This window comes from Vibrio sp. 2-Bac 85 (genome assembly GCF_037546705.1).
In the GTDB taxonomy this organism is placed as follows: Bacteria; Pseudomonadota; Gammaproteobacteria; order Enterobacterales; family Psychromonadaceae; genus Psychromonas.
This window is the reverse complement of the sequence record NZ_JALAAB010000014.1, coordinates 22,259-42,335: the sequence shown is the minus strand read 5'-3', so window position 1 is coordinate 42,335 and position 20,077 is coordinate 22,259. Positions and strand designations below refer to the sequence as shown.

20 protein-coding genes are annotated in these 20,077 nt (G+C 36.8%); 6 read left to right on the top strand and 14 right to left on the bottom strand.

Translation table 11 applies throughout. The features are described from left to right. Positions 1–40: 40 nt before the first annotated feature. The 3 genes from MT390_RS14220 to MT390_RS14210 form a co-directional block, all read right to left on the bottom strand. A complete protein-coding gene (locus MT390_RS14220; RefSeq protein ID WP_299666223.1) occupies positions 41–904 on the bottom strand; it encodes a YicC/YloC family endoribonuclease in 864 nt (287 codons plus the stop codon). 480 nt (positions 905–1,384) lie between these two features. Next, on the bottom strand, positions 1,385–2,215 hold the full coding sequence (locus MT390_RS14215; RefSeq protein ID WP_499441811.1) for an HDOD domain-containing protein: 831 nt from the start codon (positions 2,213–2,215) through the stop codon (positions 1,385–1,387). Between the two features lie 258 nt (positions 2,216–2,473). Next, the gene (locus tag MT390_RS14210) at positions 2,474–4,816 is read right to left on the bottom strand and encodes a fatty acid cis/trans isomerase (protein WP_499441809.1); all 2,343 of its coding nucleotides are present in this window, start codon (positions 4,814–4,816) and stop codon (positions 2,474–2,476) included. A 201-nt stretch (positions 4,817–5,017) separates the two neighbouring features. Here MT390_RS14210 and MT390_RS14205 point away from each other — a divergent pair, with 201 nt between their 5' ends. From MT390_RS14205 to dapB, 3 genes are read left to right on the top strand one after another with little or no spacing between them, the layout of a single operon-like run. Continuing rightward, positions 5,018–5,239 (top strand): DUF1289 domain-containing protein, encoded by a 222-nt coding sequence (locus MT390_RS14205; RefSeq protein WP_166372853.1) that lies wholly within the window; start codon positions 5,018–5,020, stop codon positions 5,237–5,239. Then, positions 5,232–5,558: a DUF2956 domain-containing protein gene (locus tag MT390_RS14200; RefSeq protein ID WP_499441807.1), complete on the top strand. Its 327-nt coding sequence runs from the start codon at positions 5,232–5,234 to the stop codon at positions 5,556–5,558. The genes MT390_RS14205 and MT390_RS14200 overlap by 8 nt, the downstream gene beginning before the upstream one ends. Before the next feature lie 19 nt (positions 5,559–5,577). After that, entirely contained in the window at positions 5,578–6,309 is a 732-nt protein-coding gene (gene dapB / locus MT390_RS14195; protein WP_499441805.1) for a 4-hydroxy-tetrahydrodipicolinate reductase, read from the top strand. A 190-nt stretch (positions 6,310–6,499) separates the two neighbouring features. Here the strand turns inward: dapB and MT390_RS14190 are convergent, their stop codons facing one another. From MT390_RS14190 to MT390_RS14150, 9 genes are all read right to left on the bottom strand, one after another. After that, a complete protein-coding gene (locus tag MT390_RS14190) occupies positions 6,500–8,110 on the bottom strand; it encodes a methyl-accepting chemotaxis protein (protein WP_499441804.1) in 1,611 nt (536 codons plus the stop codon). Positions 8,111–8,220: 110 nt separating this feature from the next. Then, entirely contained in the window at positions 8,221–9,402 is a 1,182-nt protein-coding gene (locus tag MT390_RS14185; RefSeq protein ID WP_499441802.1) for an MFS transporter, read from the bottom strand. Then, complete coding sequence (locus MT390_RS14180; protein WP_499441800.1) at positions 9,403–10,308, bottom strand: hypothetical protein; 906 nt, start codon at positions 10,306–10,308, stop codon at positions 9,403–9,405. Further along, the gene (locus tag MT390_RS14175; protein ID WP_166372848.1) at positions 10,308–11,156 is read right to left on the bottom strand and encodes a hypothetical protein; all 849 of its coding nucleotides are present in this window, start codon (positions 11,154–11,156) and stop codon (positions 10,308–10,310) included. The genes MT390_RS14180 and MT390_RS14175 overlap by 1 nt, the downstream gene beginning before the upstream one ends. A gap of 9 nt (positions 11,157–11,165) precedes the next feature. Next, entirely contained in the window at positions 11,166–11,666 is a 501-nt protein-coding gene (locus MT390_RS14170) for a hypothetical protein (RefSeq protein ID WP_166372847.1), read from the bottom strand. A 2-nt stretch (positions 11,667–11,668) separates the two neighbouring features. Further along, the gene (locus MT390_RS14165; RefSeq protein ID WP_166372846.1) at positions 11,669–12,124 is read right to left on the bottom strand and encodes a YHS domain-containing (seleno)protein; all 456 of its coding nucleotides are present in this window, start codon (positions 12,122–12,124) and stop codon (positions 11,669–11,671) included. A gap of 306 nt (positions 12,125–12,430) precedes the next feature. Further along, positions 12,431–13,924: a sodium/proline symporter PutP gene (gene putP, locus MT390_RS14160; RefSeq protein ID WP_499441797.1), complete on the bottom strand. Its 1,494-nt coding sequence runs from the start codon at positions 13,922–13,924 to the stop codon at positions 12,431–12,433. Positions 13,925–14,173: 249 nt separating this feature from the next. After that, positions 14,174–15,169 (bottom strand): DUF2860 domain-containing protein, encoded by a 996-nt coding sequence (locus tag MT390_RS14155; protein WP_499441796.1) that lies wholly within the window; start codon positions 15,167–15,169, stop codon positions 14,174–14,176. Positions 15,170–15,308: 139 nt separating this feature from the next. Beyond that, the gene (locus tag MT390_RS14150; RefSeq protein WP_166372843.1) at positions 15,309–15,524 is read right to left on the bottom strand and encodes a DUF3820 family protein; all 216 of its coding nucleotides are present in this window, start codon (positions 15,522–15,524) and stop codon (positions 15,309–15,311) included. A gap of 302 nt (positions 15,525–15,826) precedes the next feature. On the opposite strand from MT390_RS14150, the gene MT390_RS14145 reads away from it, so the two are divergent. Then, a complete protein-coding gene (locus MT390_RS14145; protein ID WP_499441794.1) occupies positions 15,827–16,714 on the top strand; it encodes an EamA family transporter in 888 nt (295 codons plus the stop codon). 167 nt (positions 16,715–16,881) lie between these two features. Beyond that, on the top strand, positions 16,882–17,553 hold the full coding sequence (locus MT390_RS14140; protein ID WP_499441793.1) for an HAD family hydrolase: 672 nt from the start codon (positions 16,882–16,884) through the stop codon (positions 17,551–17,553). Positions 17,554–17,628: 75 nt separating this feature from the next. On the opposite strand, the gene MT390_RS14135 is transcribed toward MT390_RS14140, so the two are convergent. Both MT390_RS14135 and MT390_RS14130 read right to left on the bottom strand, forming a co-directional pair. Continuing rightward, on the bottom strand, positions 17,629–18,144 hold the full coding sequence (locus MT390_RS14135) for a lipocalin family protein (protein ID WP_499441792.1): 516 nt from the start codon (positions 18,142–18,144) through the stop codon (positions 17,629–17,631). A 124-nt stretch (positions 18,145–18,268) separates the two neighbouring features. Continuing rightward, positions 18,269–19,264, bottom strand: coding sequence for a helix-turn-helix transcriptional regulator (locus tag MT390_RS14130; RefSeq protein ID WP_499441790.1), 996 nt, complete (start codon positions 19,262–19,264; stop codon positions 18,269–18,271). A gap of 204 nt (positions 19,265–19,468) precedes the next feature. Between MT390_RS14130 and MT390_RS14125 the strand changes: the two genes are divergently transcribed. Next, complete coding sequence (locus tag MT390_RS14125; protein ID WP_299666170.1) at positions 19,469–20,047, top strand: TetR/AcrR family transcriptional regulator; 579 nt, start codon at positions 19,469–19,471, stop codon at positions 20,045–20,047. Positions 20,048–20,077: the final 30 nt, after the last annotated feature.

The following is a 20,077-nucleotide window of genomic DNA, read 5'->3' as shown; positions in this document are numbered from 1 at the left end:
TTAATAAGATTTAATGAACGACTAGAAACGAACTAAAACATCATTCAATATTTTGCACCTGCTCACGCATTTGCTCAATTAACACCTTACACTCAACGGCTGCAGCAGTGATATCAGTATTAATCGCTTTTGAACCTAAAGTGTTAGCTTCACGGTTAAACTCTTGCATCATAAAATCTAAACGACGGCCGATTGCACCACCTTTTTTAAGCACGTTACGCGCCTCTGCAATATGCGAATCTAAGCGATCTAACTCTTCTGCTACATCTGATTTTTGTGCAAGTAATACTAACTCTTGCTCTACACGTGTACTGTCTAGGTCAACTTTGGCATCTTCGAATTTTTTAATAATGCGTGCTTTTTGCCAAGCATGTACGGCAGGCATGAACTCACGCACTTTAGCTGCTTGTTCGGCAATACTACCTAAACGTTGCTCAATAAATACAGCAAGATTTGCGCCCTCGGCAGCACGTGAATCAACAAACTCATTTAATGTTATTTGAAAACCTGCCATTAATTCTGCACTAAGAGCATCAACGTCTTGTTCTGGTGCTTGCATTACACCCGGCCACTTTAAAATATCCACAGGGTTCACTTGTCCAGAACCCATTTGCTCTACTACCCATTGTGCATTCTGCATCAATTGTGTTGCTAGCTCTTGGTTCATACATAATGAGGTACTACATGTCGAATTTGCTTCAAAACGCAGACTACATTCAATTTTTCCACGCTCTAAACGTTTACGGAATGCTTCTTTTAATTTAGTTTCTAAACCACGAAATTGTTCTGGTAAACGAAAATATGTCTCAAGATAACGCTGGTTCACAGAGCGGATTTCCCATACTGCTGTACCCCAATCACCTTTTAATTGTTTGCGTGCAAACGCCGTCATGCTGTAAATCATATTTTCCCCTTTAAATTAGAGTCCAGAGTATAACTGACTCCATACTAAACATGCTACGGTGTGAGTCAATTTGGAGTCTTTTTTAATGCAACAAAAAATAATTTGTCACTTAATAGCAGGTTTTTAGGCTCCGAAAAAATACATTTAATTTAACAGTTAGTCAGTTACAAACCGGTTGGTGAACACAGAGCTATTTTAATTAATAAGGTAGGCCAATAAGATTACGCATGGAGCAGGTCATTTAGATAACATTAAAACATTCTTACAAGGGTAGTTTTCAAACCTATTATTCGTATTACGAACATGCTGTTCTTATTAAGGCTAAAGAGGTAGCTAAACGCTATATCAAGCTATTAACTTTTTTACAGGGGAATAGGCAAGATACTTATTTGTTAATAGGCTCTTATTCGTAGAACTTTGATAAGGGCTGCTTACTCAAAGGCCCTTGTTAATTGAGGGGCCCTTTGCTGATCTAATCGATTAATTAGCGATTAAACGACCTAACTCTTGTCCATCTTCAATCATGCCTTGAAACTCTTCAACTAAACCATCTTTATTCAGCTGTACCGCAGCGACTAAAGGTTCAGGGAAGCGCCCAACAATCATTTCTGGCGATAAGTTTGCACCCCATGCAAAACCCGCGAATACCGATAAACGGATCAGAATAGCGCCTTCGGACGGATGCTCGAAAGATAACGGGTCTAATTGCTGTTCAATAGCATCACAAAATACTGTTGAGAAGTCCCAATGTTTTGCTAACTCAGCCCCCACTTGGGTGTAATCAAAACCAAATATTTCACGCTGTACTGACAAACGAGGGTCACCAGACTCAACCGCTAATGCCACCAAGGCACATTCATCAGGTTTTAAAATTTGTAGTAAGAGTTCACCGATATTGTGCATCATTGCACAGGTAAAGGCGGTTTCAACATTCACTTTAGTATGTTTAGCCAAGGCTTTTGCAATACTGGCAGTGGTAAAGGTATCGGTCCAAAATTTATTTTTATCAAACCCAGGAATATCAGGAAAAGTATTAGACAAAGTTGCAGCAACAACAATGCTTCTAACTTGGTTAAGTCCTAAACGAATAACTGCTTGCTCAATTGATTCTACTTCTTTACCACGACGATAAGCGACAGAGTTAGCCATTCGAATGACTTTTGCACTAATTGATTGATCCATTGCCACTTTTTTAGCAATGTCTTCCACTCTTGCTTCTTGATCTGAAAAACTTTCCATTAACTCAAGTAATAAAACAGGTAAAACAGGTAATTTTTTTGCTTCATTAAAAAGTTGTTTAATTTCGAGCATAAACCACCCTTATATATTGATTGTTAGACTACCAAACATAGTTTGGATTGTTATAAAATCAAATCCTAACAGCTTATTTCTTAAATTACCTCAAAAGTAATATTTTTGTGGCATTTAATTTCACATACCTAATTTCAACAATAGTCACTGCACACACTTCAAACACGTCACTCGTAATATGAATAACTTTATTTAATAACGTTATCCTTTGTTAATAAATAAAGTTATTCAGCACATAAAAAAGGCGACAATTAAAAATTATTTATTAATCAGTCGATTATAATCAAAAAGGCCATATTCAACTGGATCTTGCTGTAAATATAATTGGTGTAATCTGTCACTCACAGACCAGAATGCGGGATTACTTCGGCGCACGCCATAACGAGTCATTAAGCCTTGAAATTTCTGAATAGTATTAGCTTGAATAAATGCGCTAACAAAATGGCTTTTATCACGTGCAGATACTTTAAATATTAAACCTGGATAAGTCCCCAAAAAGCCTTTTATTAGCTCCGCGGTATCTTGCAAAGGTAAGCGATTTGCTTTCTCATTCAATAAGCTAGAAACATTTTTATGTTCATTATGACGTAATAATGTATACACCCTATCGCCCTGATCTTGATCTTCAATGAGAACAAAGGAAACTTGAGGCAGTGCTAATACCACTTCATTGTCTAACATGCTCAATCGTTTTAATTCAATATCGTCTTCTGGAATTCTATATTGTTGATTTTTTTTCTGTAGCATCGGAGCTTCATACACATATTGCTTAAGACGAGTTAACAACTCTTCCTTTGGAAATTGTGTTTCAAAATCGATACCTGAAGGACGATTATTAAATAAGCTTTTATCTTCTAAATAATCACTCAACTCCTTGGTCGAACCTAAATACCAGCTTGCTAAGGTCGACTTTCTAAATTCAGTGGGGATGAAAGAGATAAAGTTTGTTTCTGATTCGATACGTAAAAAGTCCATATACAAACGCGTGGTCAATTGATGGCCAACATTGCCATAAACGTCAAAACCAGCCACTAATAAATAGTGAATACGCTCTAAAATAGGGTAATCAATTATCCAAGCTGTTTTAGGTTGTTTGCCAACCGCACCTTTTAACACCGTAGCACTGTCGATATGCCTAAAAATAGTCAATGCCGCGTTCTCATCGCCTGACCAAATGTCATCTAAAGTCAGGCCTTTTTCATGATCCATATTTTGGTTAATATAGTTACTCTTGGCTTTAAAGTACGCAGTATTTCCTTCTGCATAAGATAACCACTCTGTCAGTGATAAGTTGGTACTACTTGATTCTGCAGGTAACCTTAAATTTTCAGCTTGTTGGTAAACAAAATTATCTATTCGCGCGTTTGCATTTATGTCTGGGTTAACAAAGAACACCCAGAATTTATCATTAATCACATTTACTGCAACTTGACCACGACAAACAGGCCCTTTTATAAATCCGCTAATCGTGAAATGAGCTTCTTTAAGCATAAATTCATAACGCGTGCTAACAGGGATATCTTTAAACACTAAAAATGGATTAAAGTCTTGATAATCAGGTAACGTTTTCACTGTAAATTTCGCGTTATAGAATAATTTATCCCATTTTTTTTCTAGTTTCTGATTAAAAGCGTAGGGTAAATTAGTTTTAGCTAATGTGGTTGCTCTATCCAATATCAGGCGATAATAAACACGTTCAACTTTTGGGTCGTCATAGGGACGTCGTGTGGGAATGATTTTTACTGGTTCACCAGAAGGCGTATATGAACGGATCAATTTAAAGAAACGTGGCGGGCTTTGTACACTAATCGGTTGTGCATCAAAATAAACATGCGCTAAAAAGAGATGCTCATAAATATAACGCGCGACTAACTGTTCTTTCAACGAGTTACCATTTAACTTTCTCTCCCAATGCGCAACTAATGCAAGATGCTGTGCGGATAGCGGTAATGGGGCTGACATGGGCGCTCCTCGTCCAATCCATTGTTCGAGTGTTTTAAATTCATCATGGCTCAAATTAGGTAAACCATAGGGCATACCTGCTAAGGGAAAGTCTTCTTTATAGTCCTCTACTTGATTGATATCAGGACACTGGTCTTGACGATTTAATGCGTAATTAAATTCTGCGGGTAAAATACCTTGAGGCTGTGGATGCTGCTCTTTTTGCAATAACAACTTGTACATAACACTACCTTCCAAGTTTGCAAGTAGTGTTTGATCTCGTTCGTTTAATACGGAACTAAAACCTTGTTTTCTCCATTCATCTGTCTCATGAGCGTCTACAAATAAACGCGAAGGTTGTGCTCCCAATAGGCGCTCGCCATTGTATACCTTATGCTTACTGGCTCCGCGATCGATACCTTCGGGTGATGACAACTTTAATTGGCAAGGTGCATCATAACAACCATGACAAACAACACATCGACTTTCAAGAATAGGCATGACTTGTTCACGATATTGCTGGGCTAAAGCATCCTCAACGGGTAATTGCCTTGGTCTTGTTTTATCGCTACCGTAATCTTTTTCGAGCTGATCCGTTGCATCGGAACAAGCACTCACAAGAACGCTAGTCAGTAGGATAATTAATACTTTAAAAGTCATGAATACGTTCTCTAAAATTGTTAGTATGTGTCATTAATTGATCAAAACCGATGTTAGCAATTATCCGATCGGCTAGACAGATCGGTAGATTATCAATGCTAAATAACCTCAGTTTCGGATAAGCAGAGTAGTATAACACAGCGATTTCCGCGAATATCTAGGTTAAACCATCTACCAATAGCTAGAGACAGGATACAAAGAATGAAATTTAGCCCATGCACCAGCGACTGCACTACTGACGAAGACCAATGCTACGGATGTGGTAGAAGCCGCGATGAAATACGTGAAACACAAGCAATCACAAAATTATTAGTCGAGCATTTAGTCAAATACGACTATGACGATCCTGAAAATTTTTTAGAGAATATTAAAAATAAAGCAATCAAACGCTCTACAAAAATCAAAGAAGAAAATAATGGTTAAAAAGCATAAACATCAGGTCTCACCAGAAACCCAAGATGAAGCGCTGGCGATGGCAAAGAAAGTTCAGAAGCCAGGACAAACTAAAGAGCAAACTAAATTAATTGCGTTAGGGATCCAAAAAGGCATCGCTGAATATAAAAAGCTTGCCAAAAGTAAGCAACGTGAAGTGGATAAAGCTAAAAAGAAAAAAGTCCCCAGCAATGAGACAGAGTCTGATATCGGTAGCAATGATAATAGGTCAACGACCTCTTGGTTACCTTGGGCTTTATTAGCACTAAGTTGGGTTGGGTTTGTTGGTTATCATTTTTTAAAACTATAAATGTAGTAAAGGAAGAATCATGGTTAAAGTAATTGTAAACGGCGCAAAAGGTCGTATGGGTGGCGAAGCAGTTAAAGCCGTTAATAATGACAGCGAATTAGAATTAGTCGCTTCGTGTGACTTTGGTGATGACTTAGCAGCATTGATTAAACAAACAGGCGCACAGGTTGTTGTTGATTTAACAGCAGCTTCCGCAGGGTTTAATAATACTAAAACGATTCTTAATGCGGGTGCTTGTCCGGTTATTGGTACCAGTGGCTTCCTTGAGCATCAAGTAGAAGAATTACAAGCACTTGCAAAAGAAAAGCAATTAGGTGGATTGATTGCACCTAATTTTTCACTAGGCGCGGTCTTAATGATGAAGTTTGCCGTACAAGCCGCTAAGTATTTACCTGATGTAGAAGTTATTGAAGCGCATAGTCCACAAAAAGAAGAAAGCCCATCGGGCACAGGTATTCGTACTGCTGAGTTAATTGCAGCGGCGCGCACCAAAGCAGCGACACCTTGTAGTGATAAAGAGTTACTTGAAGGTGCACGTGGAGCTGAATTAAATGGTGTTAAATTACATTCAATTCGCTTACCTGGTGTGGTTGCACAACAAACTGTGTTTTTTGGCGGATTAAGCGAGACCCTAAAAATTGAACATAACTCTCAGCATCGCGAATCTTTTATGCCAGGTATTTGTTTAGCCTGTAAAGAAGTTGTTAAACGTTCAGAGTTGGTTTATGGCTTAGAATATTTAATGGACTAAAGTCACTACACGATAGCGTCTAACTTATGCTATTCGAATGTGAAATAGCAGAAGCCAGTAAAATAAGTAATATTAGTAAAGTAACTAATAGCAAAATGCCCTTTAAGCTAGATGTTTAAAGGGCATTTTTTATGTTTCAAAGTAACGCGTATTTGATTCCTAGATCCGCTTTAAACCAATATAAAAGTTTCTAATGTTGAAATACTGATAGCGTTTGATCAACACGTTTTGCAGTTGCTAGTAACTCATCACTCTTGATCATTAGGCGATCACTCGCAAGTTCGTTCTGACGTGCAATATTCATTATCTCAGTCGCATTGTTAGCAACCAAATCACTTTCCTGTGACTGATGGATAGTAAGGTCTGTTAATGAGCGCAAACTTTGCTTCGACTGTTCTGCTTCTTGCTGCATATTTTCTAAAGGTACGATAATACTTTCAATTAATAACACACCTTTTTCAATCCGCGTTTCACTTTCAGTGATTTCAGTTTCCACTTGGTTGGTTTGTTTCTTCATGGTGCTGATCACTTCATCAATATTCATCGTCACTTCGGCAGTACGGCTAGCGAGCACACGTACTTCGTCAGCCACAACCGAGAAACCTCGACCAAACTCTCCCGCTCGTGCGGCTTCAATAGAAGCATTTAACGCAAGTAGATTAGTTTGGTCGGCAATTTCTCGAATATGGTTAATCGCATTAGAAACTTGTAGTGAACTCTCGCTAAGACGAGCAACTGAAGCGGTAGACTGAGAAATAGAAACGGCAATATCTTTAATAGAATGACTCGCCTCAGTGATAGATTTGACACCTTGTTCAGAGAGTTGCTGTGTTTTAACGGCTTGTGATTCGATGTGTTTCACATCTTCAGAGGTTTGTTTAATACCTACGGACAAAGAAACAATACTGTCGTTGATGTGGCCTGAACGCTGATATTGTTCCGTCAGTGCACTTTTCATATCGGCAGCTTGTAACAAAATATCGTTAGCATTTTCATGCACCGATTTTGCATCACTATCAACATTAGAGATCATTGCTTTGAGCTGATTTTGCATATGCGACATACTTGATAATAAACGACCAAATTCATTGTTATCTCCTCGTGGAATCAACTTTGAAAGGTCTCCAGCAGCAATACTGGCAATAGCAGTTACCGATTGATTTAAAGGTAAGGTAACGCTTCTGATTATTTTGTAAGTCATCAACACACCTACAAATAATGCTGCACCGCCTAATAGCAACATAATAAATAGCGCATTCTCAGTCATTGTTAAAATGCTCTCTTGGCGGTCATTCATCGATTGTTGTTGTTTTTGTTTAAACGATGACATTGCTGACAATAAGGCATTAAGCGCATCACGTGTTGACCCTGCCATCATAGAACGAGCTTGTTCTGGATCGCCAAATTCAATTTCATCTACCGTGGCAAAAAACTGATCATGGTATTTTTTTCTCAAGCCCATAATGGTGCTGAGTGAGGTTTTATCAGCTTCTGAAATTAATAATGCTTCAATTTTTAGTATTACTTCATCTATTTTTTTATTTTTCCTATCAATCTCTTTATATACTTCTGTTCGCTGTACCTGCTCTTCTAATATAAACAATAGTAACAAGCTGCCAGCAACGCTCTCTGCCTGTATATTAACTTCTCCAGCTAACTCAGCACGTAACACATCACCTTCAACAATATTACGCACTTGAGAAGCCGTGTGGTCAAAGCGTAAACCAGAAAATATCAACATGCCTAACATAAAAATGAGAATCATTGAGTGGCTTAATATCAGTCGATATTTAATAGGCATGTTCATTCCTTAAATAGATAAAAATAATTTCCAACTATCAGGATAGTCTATTTAAATCAAAATGCTGAAAATTAATCATTGCATGAACAATAGCTATTCAGATTTTTATTTTATTGAACCTTAAGGCCTGATATTGCTTTATGGCGGCCATATACGAAATAGATAAAGACCAGAGGAATAGACAAGTAATAAAGTATTTGTAATTGATTTACAGCAGTATTTTCAAGAGGAACAAATAACGCAATTAAGCTGAAAAATAAAACCAACATAAATTGCGAGTAATAACTTTTACAAATAATGTAACGAGTGGGTTGATGTTGACGAGCAATATCATAGAAGCGTTTATTAAAGGCAAGTCGGAAAAAATTACTCAAAAAAGCCACTAATAATAAGCCTGTGTATAACATAACATTATTTATATCTTGGCTTAGCTCTGCTCTAATAAACCAAGAACAGGCATAACCAATAACGGCAAAACTATAGATTATCTGAGTATTTACACGATCAATATGTTTTTTTATAAAGAAAAAAATGAGTGCTAATAACAAACTCAGCGCCACAATAATTAAACCTAATCTCATTACATTAGCTTGCGTCAGCAAATAAATCGTTAATACCCAAAAATAACTTTCTAAAAACAGAAATAAACCATCAACGACAAAAATAAGTGTCGATTTATTCTTGTCTTTAAATTGGATTATTTGTTTTAACGTAAATGCAGGAACTTGCTTTAAGGCATATAACTGGCGGTTACTTTGTAAACTTTTATTAACCCAATAAAAGCCTATTAATGACAAGACAAAAGACAGAGTCAGCAAACCAGCAAAATAGGCTATGCCGAGCAAATAACTTCCTACTAACACGCCAATTTTTAGTGCAAAAACGACAAGTATTTGAAAGTTACCAAACGTATTACCTGTGTTTTTATCTTCAGTGATCGCTTGAAATAAAAGACGCTGAGTGGACCAATAAAAGCAACCCGCCATTCCATTAATAAATGCTCCCAACGTCACCAGTATATGTTGTTGATCCCATACCAGTAGCGCAACAAAACACCCCTGAAAAATAAACGAGCAGCTTATTAACTTACGCCACTGGTGCTGCGCACGTAACCTATCCCAGTAGTATAATGCGCATAAAAAGCCCACCGAAGTCAGCACTACAAAATAGGCAATATCACTAATGTTTAACCCTTTATCCCATAAAATAACAGGGATAAACAAGGGCAATAACCCTAATAGAAAAGAGTGAAACCCAGTAAAAAGATAAAATGTGCGTGCTAAAGGCGACATTTAAAAGGTATCAGACTGTTTAATATCTAGCGCATCTAATTGAGAGAATTGTTCACTTAAATCTTCAGCCTCGCCATAACGAGGATAAGCATGCATTTTTAAATAAGGGCGCGAATTGACTTCAAGGAAAATACACTTCTGTTCGCGATAATCGTATTCAATGCTCTTTTCTAAAATTACATCGATACCTAAAATATTCGCATCAAATAACGTCAGTACTTGTTTAAATAACTGATTATTAGCTTCAGGTAGTAACTGTTTATTAATCACTTCCACCACACCACCAGGAGCCAGGGAAATACGATAAAATAAAGTAATACGTTGCTCAGCAGCAGGTACAAAATCAAAGTCTAAACCTTGTTTAGCTAGAAATGATCGAGTTTGTGCGCTTTCTTTTAATGGATAGATAACAGGGTATAATTTCATTTCTTCACGAATTGCATTTTCTTTTTGCATTAATTCACGAATAGTTAAAATACCATCACCTTTTACGCTTGGCGCATAACGCTGTAGTACCGATACTATTTCACCATTGGCGACAACAACTCGATAATTATTACCTTCAAGAAACTGCTCTACAACAGTAAATGGCCACCAGCATTTAGCAAAAAAAATAGCTTTCCATAACTCTTTATAGTTGCGAATAGGGAAATGACTACCACGCGAAAAACCACTCACATTTGGTTTGATAACGAGAGGGAACCCATGTTGCTTAGCAAAACGTACCGCGCTGAAAGGATTGAAAAAGATTAACCCTTGTGCATGTGGAATATTACCTTGTTTAAATTTATCGCGTGCTTGCTCTTTACTGCGACAGCTTCTTCGCACTTCTAAGCTATTATAATTACTGCAACCGCCCATGAATTTTTTGCTGATCCATGCATATATCATTTTTTTAAATTTCATTAAGAAAGCTCTTTTTTTGTGATGGATTTTAATAACCGAGCACATTGTAATTTTTGAAAGAAAACAGATTTAACCGCTTGAGAAGCCGGAATATCTTTGGTCACTAAAGCCAATTGTTTCATGCTTGAAAATACAAATTTTAACTGTGCTTTAAAACTCATGTCTGGAGTCAACAAGATAAGTGGCATTGGCACATAGACATTAATTTCAACAATAGAAAACTGCTCTTCAAGTAACGCTTCAAGCGAATCTGCTCGAGCACAATAGCGGGCAATTCTAAAGGGCCCTATTGATGCAAACATCGCTTCTATTTTTTGTATTTGCTCTGTACTTAATAACGACATACAAGACTGATAATAAGTATTTTGGTTATAAATACCATTTACTGGCATCTCGTCATCGCTATTATTGCAAGTTTCCGTTACCGAGATAATCGCAGTTGATTGATTGCTTTTAGCACCAGGTATATAAAATATTTCAAACTCACGCTTAGCTTTTGCAGCCGCTTGGATTAAATAACGTGGACCATTAGCAGTTCGCTGTTTACGATGTTCCTGCAAAGCCTGTAGGCTATCAATACGACAAACTCCCTGAGAGTTCTGCCCCCACTCAGGCTTAAGGAATACAGGAAAATGTTCAGGCTGTTTATGCCCTTGCCCTGCACCTTGGTCAACAAACTGCGTGAGACGCCATTTTTCAGGTATCAGCAAATCCATATCTAACTTAGAAAAGAGATGACGATGCTCATTAAAATAATTTGCATTAAGTTGAAAATACTTCCATGGCGCGATCAAAAATCGACAACACCATACAATATAAGAAAGTACCAGCAGTATACGTATTAACAATGTCGGTCCTTATTGAGTTACTGTACTTTTGTAAGCTCGGTAGTTAACAATAAACAGAACAAAACCTAATATAGCAATGGAGACAGCAGCATAAAATAAACTTCCACCATCACTTTTCCCTTCATGAATAACTTCAATACCTAACGGTGTCGCAAGATGAAAGAAAGCAGCGCCAACCATCACACCTGAAGCCATTAAACCACCAATGGCATGCATTACACTTCGGCTTGGAGCAGATTGTAATAGGTTCATTTTTTTAAGTAACCAAAACGCGGCTGGTGACAATAAAATAAGTGAAGTGACTAGTTCAACACCACCTACAGCATAAGACCCGTAATTAGCAAACCACGATCCCATTGAATCACCTAAAATACCTTTCATCCATTCGCCAATCATACCAAATATATGCTGCGTATCAGGATGCAATGTAAACTTATAAGGTAGCGATAGTAAAAAAACTTTTGCCGTCCACAGCACCACTATCCAGCTAAAAATAGGTAATATTCTCATGGTTATTCCTTGTCCAATTTAGCCCAGTTAAGATCGGCTTGTTTAATAAATTTGTCTTTATCAGCAGTCCAAGTATCTTGCACAGACTGATCATAGTTTAAGTAAAGTTTATCATTATAAACTGTCCAAAATGGCGGATTACCAGGTGCAGTTTCATTGCCTGCTATCGCCCATGCACAGTAACCACCATATTGTGGTGCATACTTTTCCGGATCACCTTTGAACAAAGCTAAATTTTCTTGGCTTGAAAAATACCAATCGGCACCTTTGTATTCAAGCTGGTACTTACTATTACCTTGTACTGGTTTTTGCTCAGTAAAATAAGCAACAACATCGTATCCTGAGACCGCTTTATTACTAAAGAAGCTTGTATGAATTGCATCAGCGGCATTCGCACTTTGAAAAAGTGCAAAGCTCATTAATGCAACGACTTGTAGGATTGAGAGTATTTTTTTCATGTTCAGTTCCACCCATTTTAAAAATAATATAATCTACAAGACCTGAAAGACCCTAATTTTATTGCTTCTTTTATTAAAAAAATACAAATTATATGAATGGCATACATGAAAAGGCAAAAATTGATGGCTTTTTCAAACACTCATTTGGTTAACTCTAGGTATTAATCAATAAACTAATCAATATGTTAATATCCAAACTGCAATCAATAACTTTTCTAAAAGTAACAGACAAAAAAAAGCCCACTTAATTGCTTAAGTGGGCTTTTGAATCATAAGCGTTATGTTATGTGTAAACTAACCTTACATTTATAACACTGATAATTTATCTTTCATTTCTTGATGTTTAGCTAACATTGTTGTGCTTGGCGCTGCTGTCATTAAACTAACTACTACGATTGAAATAGTAGCGAAAATAATACCAGGGACAATCTCGTAAACGTCAAACCAACCGCCACTTAATTGTTTCCAGACAACAATTGTTACGCCACCTACAACAATACCTGCTAGCGCACCCAAACGATTCATGCGAGACCAGAATAAACTTAACACAATTACTGGACCAAATGCGGCACCAAAACCAGCCCATGCATATGACACTAAACCAAGTACTGAACTTTCAGGATTAAAAGCTAAAGCTAATGCAACAAGTGATAAACCAACTACACCTAGGCGTCCAACTAATACTATTTTTTCAGAGCTAGCTTCAGGGTTAATATGTTGCTTATAGAAATCCTCGGCTAATGCAGAAGAAGAAACAAGTAACTGTGAATCCGCTGTACTCATGATAGCGGCTAGGATTGCTGCTAATAAAATACCTGCGATCACTGGGTGGAACATACCATTCACTAGAATCATAAAGATAGTTTCGCTATCTTCCAATACACCGCCTAAATTAGCATCCACATAGGTGATACCAATCAGACCAACAGCAATAGCACCAGCAATTGAAAGTGCAGTCCAGATCACTGCAATACGACGAGCGGTAGTTAACGATTTATTACTACTCGCAGCTTGGAAACGCGCTAAAATATGCGGTTGTCCAAAGTAACCTAAGCCCCATGCTAACAAGGAAATGATAGCGATTGCACTCATAGGCGTACCATCATTGTTAGTAAAGGCATCTAACAATTCAGGATTTTTAGCTGTTAATGTTGCCGCTAAATCACTCACAGAGCCATCAAGTGCAAGAATAGGCACCAGTAGTAATGCTGCAGCCATCAATAAACCTTGCACTAAATCAGTCCAAGATACCGCTAAGAAACCACCAAACAAGGTATAAGAAACAACACATACCGTACCGATAATTACAGCGAGTTGATAGTTGAGGTCAAAAACAGTTTGGAATAATTTACCGCCAGCTACTAAACCTGCGCTGGTGTAAAAAAGGAAAAATAACAGAATAAAGAACGCAGACATCGTTTGTAATAATTTACTTTTATCTTCAAATCGACGCGCAAAATACTCTGGTAAGGTTAATGAATCGTTAGTAATAATGGTATAGGTACGTAAACGCTTTGAGCAAATAATCCAATTTAACCAACTACCCACTAATAAACCGCCAGCTAACCAAAGAGAGCCATAACCAGCAACTAATGCATACCCAGGTAAACCTAATAACAACCAACCACTCATGTCAGATGCACCAGCGGATATTGCCGTTGGCCAAGGTCCGAGTTGACGTCCACCTAAAAAATAATCCGAAGAATTCACTGTTTTTCGAAAAGCCCAATAACCAATCCCCATCATCATCGCTAAATAAAGGATGAAGGTTCCAATCACTGCAAAATTTTGTTCTATCATAAGATTTAAACTCCTTAACACTTCCTGTGATAATTTATATTTCCAAACAACAATCATTCCTTAAATGTTGTTTATAACAATACCTTAACAAATTATCCTGTGAATAATTTATTTCAGCGGATTTAAAATCAGATTTAAGTGTAAATCAGCTCGTTGTAAAGTTTTTTTGTGATCTATCACACATCATATAAAATAATTTATTAAAAAGTTTCTTTATCAAATTAACAAAATGCTTGAAAAACAAGCACATTAATAGCGATAAACCATTCCAGTTGAAATAATAACGCCTTTACTATCATAGAAAGCTATATCTGAATTTTCTTGGTTATATCCAAACATCATGGTCCAGCTCCAATGCTGCCAATCAAATGGACGCTGATAGGAATAAATACTGAAAATACCTGCATGTGTTAAATCTTGTTTATCATTAAAAATAGGATTTTCTTGTTTATAAAGACGCACACCGGCATTAATAGTGGTGATTAAAGTATGTCTTTGCTTGAATAATAAAAGCGACAATTGACCCGTATATTGATCATAACTATTTGCATCACCATCAGCATTGCGATTGGTATATTGAAAAGCGGGCTTCAGCAATACACCTTGAGAAATAGGAAATGAGCTTCCAACCTCAACTCGTTGATATAAGCTATCACGTTTTAACAAGGCTATTTTAGAGGTATCACTTAATTGGCTCTGGCCACTTAATTCGTCGTCGATACTACTGCTAGCTATCGCGTATTTGAAAGTTAATCCAGTACCAAAAATATTATCAACAGCAATTCGAGCCCCACCGACTTTTTGATCAGTGGTTTGCCTTTTTGCATTAGTAACAAAAGGGTCTTCCCAAGTTTCATTGAATAAAGATAATTTAGGAAAAACGGCAACCGTTAATTTACTTTGATCCTCAAACTGATGGATCATGCCAAGTTCGTATTGAAATTTTGCAGTACTAACTTGTTCGCGGCTATTACCTAGATAGAATTGGGTGTTAAGGTTTTCTAAGGTGTATTGGACCCGCCCTAATGGATATACAAGTACTGATGAATTAGATTGGCCACTATTATTCAAATCGTTAGTGATTTCATTATCATGGTCAGTATCGAATTGTGATTTTCCTCCGCTGTAGCCAGCATTAACACTTAATGTAAACCCCCAGCCCGCTTCTTTAGTGAGTGGTTGAGCGACGACAGAACAACTTATCAAAATACCCGCGGTTAAACCGCCTATTGCTTTTAACATCATCTATATCCCTATTAAAGTTTTTACTTACTGTACTGCTTTATTAATATGTTTACCTGTAGCAACAAAACGAATGCGTAATATTTTTTAATATTCGCTATTTTCCTCTACTTTAAAGAAGCCAAACAAGATCATGACCAAGTTATTTGATTAATGGCGCGAGCATTTTCTCTAACCCATTTAATTTTACTTCGTACATTAATGCCAACTGCTCACCTAATTTACCCTCTGGAAAACCTTTACCGTGAAACCACACTAAATAAGGCTCAGGTAAATGAATTAACTTACGGCCTGCGTATTTACCAAATGGCATGGTTTGATTAATTGCATCGCTTAATGCACTAGGGTTATCTAACATATTATTCCTTTGAGCAGGTGTTGACTAAGGTAATGAGTTGTTTTAATTTTAATTCAATCTCTGAAGCACTGATCTTAAAGCCAATATTTAGGCGAAAGCAATGCTTATATAAACCCAACGTACTAAAGCTTTCACCAATGCGTACATCTAATTGTTTTTCAACCGCTAGCTTTCTTAGTCTAAACGTATATAACGCATAAAACTGTACCGCCCATAAAGTTAAATTTTGTATCTGTTATCTTTTTTAGTTTGTTTGATAATACTCACAAGCGCAAGCACACCACATTTAAAATAAAGGGTCGATGATGAAAAAGAATGATTTGATACTAGGTATCTTAGTAATGATTGTCTGGGGATTAAACTTCTCTGTCATCAAATTGGGTGTCAGCGAAATTGATCCTTTATTGTTAACAGCATTAAGGTTCACACTCGCAACATTACCGGCTATATTTTTTGTTAAAAAACCAAATGTTTCATGGTGGTATCTGATCATCTATGGATGGTTATTCGCAATTGGTATTTGGGGTATGGCGACATGGTCAATCGAAGCGGGCTTAAGTGCAGGCATGGCATCAGTATTGCTACAAATGAATGTAGTATTCGGTTTATTCTTAGGTTATTTTTTATTAAAAGAACAACTGCCAATTAATAAAGTCATTGGTAGTGGTATTGCTTTAGCAGGGTTATTATTAAGCTTAACCGTCACTGACGGTTCAGTAACTCAGCTAGGGTTAATGTTAATATTATTCGCAGCTATATCGTGGAGTTTAGCGAGTATCACAGTCAAGAAAGCAGCAACTAAACAAATCTTTGCCTTTAGTTTATGGGCGATGGCTTTTGCACCTATTCCTTTGTTTCTTATCGTCTATTTACAATCAGGTAGCGATGTTTATTTACAATTTCCAGAACAACTCAATGAGCGGGTCATTTTCTCTGTATTATTTCAAGCGTATCCGGTTACTTTATTAGGGTATTGGATTTGGAATCGTTTATTAGTGACTTATCCATTAACAACGGTTGCTCCTCTCACTTTATTAGTGCCGGTGTTTGGATTATTAGGAGGTGTATTGTTTTACCAAGAGACGGTAGGTCTGATTAAGTTGATTGCTTGTTTATGTGTGATCAGCGGAATTTTGATTGGTTTTGTGAATACTAAAATGCTCACTAAACTGAAATCGCGATATATTTAAGTCACTTCAGCTGAAACATTATATTGAAGCATTTCACTGACTAAAATAAACGACCTGTTGATAAGATTTTAACAAAGCCTCGAGCATTAAAGAATTAACGGATTTACTATAAAAAACAGGTAAACTAGATCCGCTTTATCACCTTATTAATATCACAGAGATACTTTATGCCCTACCAAGCTGCTATTTTCGATATGGATGGTCTATTACTGGATACTGAACGAGTTTGCATGCAAGCCTTCGAAAAGGCCTGCCAACAATTATCACTGCCTTTTGTAAAAAGCGCTTACTTAAAAATTATTGGCCGTAATGCTCAAGGTATTGAAGAAGCGATCATGTCGCATTATGCACAGTATATTGAGTATGCTCCATTACGTAAGGCTTGGATGGATGGTTATTGGCCAATTGTTGAGAATCAAGCGATTCCGGTTAAATCTGGAGTGATCAATTTACTTGAATGGTTTAAATCACAACATATTCCGGTTGCCGTCGCCACATCAACACATAATAAATTGGCGACAACAAAATTAAAGTTGGCGGGACTTGATCATTATTTTCAACATATTAGTAGTGGTTGCGAAGTTACTCGAGGTAAACCTGACCCCGAGATATTCTTACTCGCTGCACAACGCTTAAATGTTGCCCCTGAGCAATGTTTAGCCTTTGAAGATTCAAGTAATGGTGTTATCTCTGCAATGGCCGCACAAATGCAAGTCTTTCAAGTGCCTGATCTAGTTATTCCAGATCAACAAGTGATTGCATTAGGCCACCATATAGAGCCTTCACTAGATCATGTATTAACGCACCTTAAACAACAAAAAGAACAAGTAAATACTTAACTTTTTTGTTAACGCACATCAAACTTGATTGATGTGCCGTTGCCTTTTTATCTACAACTACCTTTTAATCAACAGCTATTTTTGATCTACAAAGATAAGATCTTGAGTGGCAAAACCATATTTAGCAGCCGTATTAATAAAATCCTGCTTCACGGCATCACTGACCTGTGGAGTTCGTGACAACAACCATAAGTAATCATGGTTATAACTACTGATAAAAGCATATTGATAGTCCACTTGATCCATCTTAAAAATAATATAAGACCCATAAAATGGACCAAAAAAAGAAACTTTTAAATGACCTGTGTTTTTATCATCAACAAAATAAGCTTTTCCAACCGCTTCTTGCCATTCATTATCTTCTTTGGAATAACCTCTATTAATGACTTTAATACCACCATCTTCACGCATTGAGTAAGTGGCAGAAACTTGCTCCAGACCTCGCTCAAAAGAATGGTCTAAACGCGCTATTTCATACCAAGTACCTAAATAACGATCACTTTCAAAGTGTTTAACTGCCTGCATACCTTCCGGTACACCAGTACATGCTGTTTGTAACAAAATAGCTGTCAGTATTAATAAAATTTTCATTTTGATCCCTCATTTACTCTCATTTTATGGCTAAGGATGAGCCACATAAAACAGTCTGGAATTATACGCCATTAAAGTAAACAAAGATCATTGATTGTTATAGTAGATGAATATCCCCCCGTAACTATGACAATTCACGATTACGAAGGCGAATAAATTCTCGCGGCGTAATGCCACTCCAACGCTTAAAAGCACGTACAAAGTTATTAGGATGCGTATACATCAGTTTTTCCGCTAATATTTCATATTCATGCACATCTTGCTCAATAAGTTCACAAGCCTGCTGAAAACGGACCTCATCGAAGACTTGGCGCAAAGACGTGCCCTGCGCTTGCAGTTTTCTTTTTAAAGTACGAACACTTATCTCTAATGAAGCGGCAATATTCTCCGCTAACCAATCCTGACCAAAATATCCCTGCTTTAATAATAGCTTGAAGCCTTGTAAAAAATCATTAGGTATAGGGTCAATCCCAGCTAACTGTGGTAAATCAATAATTGGGCTGTGTTTACTTAATAAACGTCTTTCTATCGCGATCGCCGAATAGCTGTGTCCTAATTTAATATCTGTATCTTTAAAAAATCGAGAGTGTTCAATACCAACTCCCTGTGCATCTTTTAATTTAATCTGTTTAGGTTGCCAGCCATGTCCTAAATAATGCTCAATTAACATGCAGATAAACGTTATTACATGCTGTTCAACTTGCCAGCTTCCTTGTTTGACATGTCGTGAATGCGGCTGGCAGATCCAAATATTTTGCTTGTCTTCCTTTAATAAAAAAATGTTATTGCTATTGTGAAAGCTCGTATAACGAGTTAATAGCAGTAAAGCTTGATGAAGATTATCAGCACTCACCAAATGTTTAGTAAATTCGCCATAGTGTGATAAATCGCTTTGCTCTGTTAACCAAGTAGCTAAATGCGGCATGTTGCTATAATCAGCAGCAAGCTTTAAAAAGAGCCAAATTTTCTTTTCTATAATAAGTTGGTTCGGTTGTATTGGAGTAGCAAAATATAACCCTGCTTTTTCCAATAAAGATTCAACGGGAAGCGATAATGCATGCAGGTTTTCAATCACTGCATTTAAGTGACTTGCTCTAATTAAATGTAAGGTTGTGGGCATATATAACACCTCATATTGATAAAATGATGTATTTACTTTTAATAACTAAACCTAAAGTAATCAAAATAGTATATGCACATATAAAATTTATGCTCTAAAAAATACCTCAAAAAGAGTATTTAATTCAAAGTTTTTACAAAACTAATGAGACCGATTGGTCTTCATGTATGATAATTTGTATTTTTTGTAAGGGTGTGTAGAAAAATGAGCAATATGAAACAACAACAAATAATCGAAGCTGCCTTTACACTTTTTTATCAAAAGGGATTCCATGCCGTTGGTATCAATGAAATTATTAAACAATCACAGGTTGCAAAAAAGACGCTCTATAATCATTTTAAAAATAAGGATGCGCTGATCCTTGCTACGTTAGAATGGCATCATCAACAGATCATAGAGCACTTACAAAAAAGTATTGCCTTAGCGGTACCGGGCAAAGATAGTATCTTGGTTATTTTTGAGCAATTAGACGCTTGGCTTAATGGGAAAGTGATTCAATTACCGACTTTCAATGGTTGTTACTTCACCCAAGCACATAAAGAATTTTTTATGCTAAATCCCGAGATAGTTGCATCGTGCTTGCACCATAAACAAACTTTTCAGAATATTTTTAAAATACAGGTTAATGATTTCGAAAAAGATGCTCAAAAAAACTGTTTGATTGTTGATTTGTTGACCTTATTAAAAGAAGGTGTAATCGCAAATGAACAAATTTTCCAACAAAAATTTAGCGCTCAACAGGCTACCTTTTATATTGAAAATATCTTACGTTTCAAGCGTTAATACATGTAGGCTACAAACAACAAGCTTACA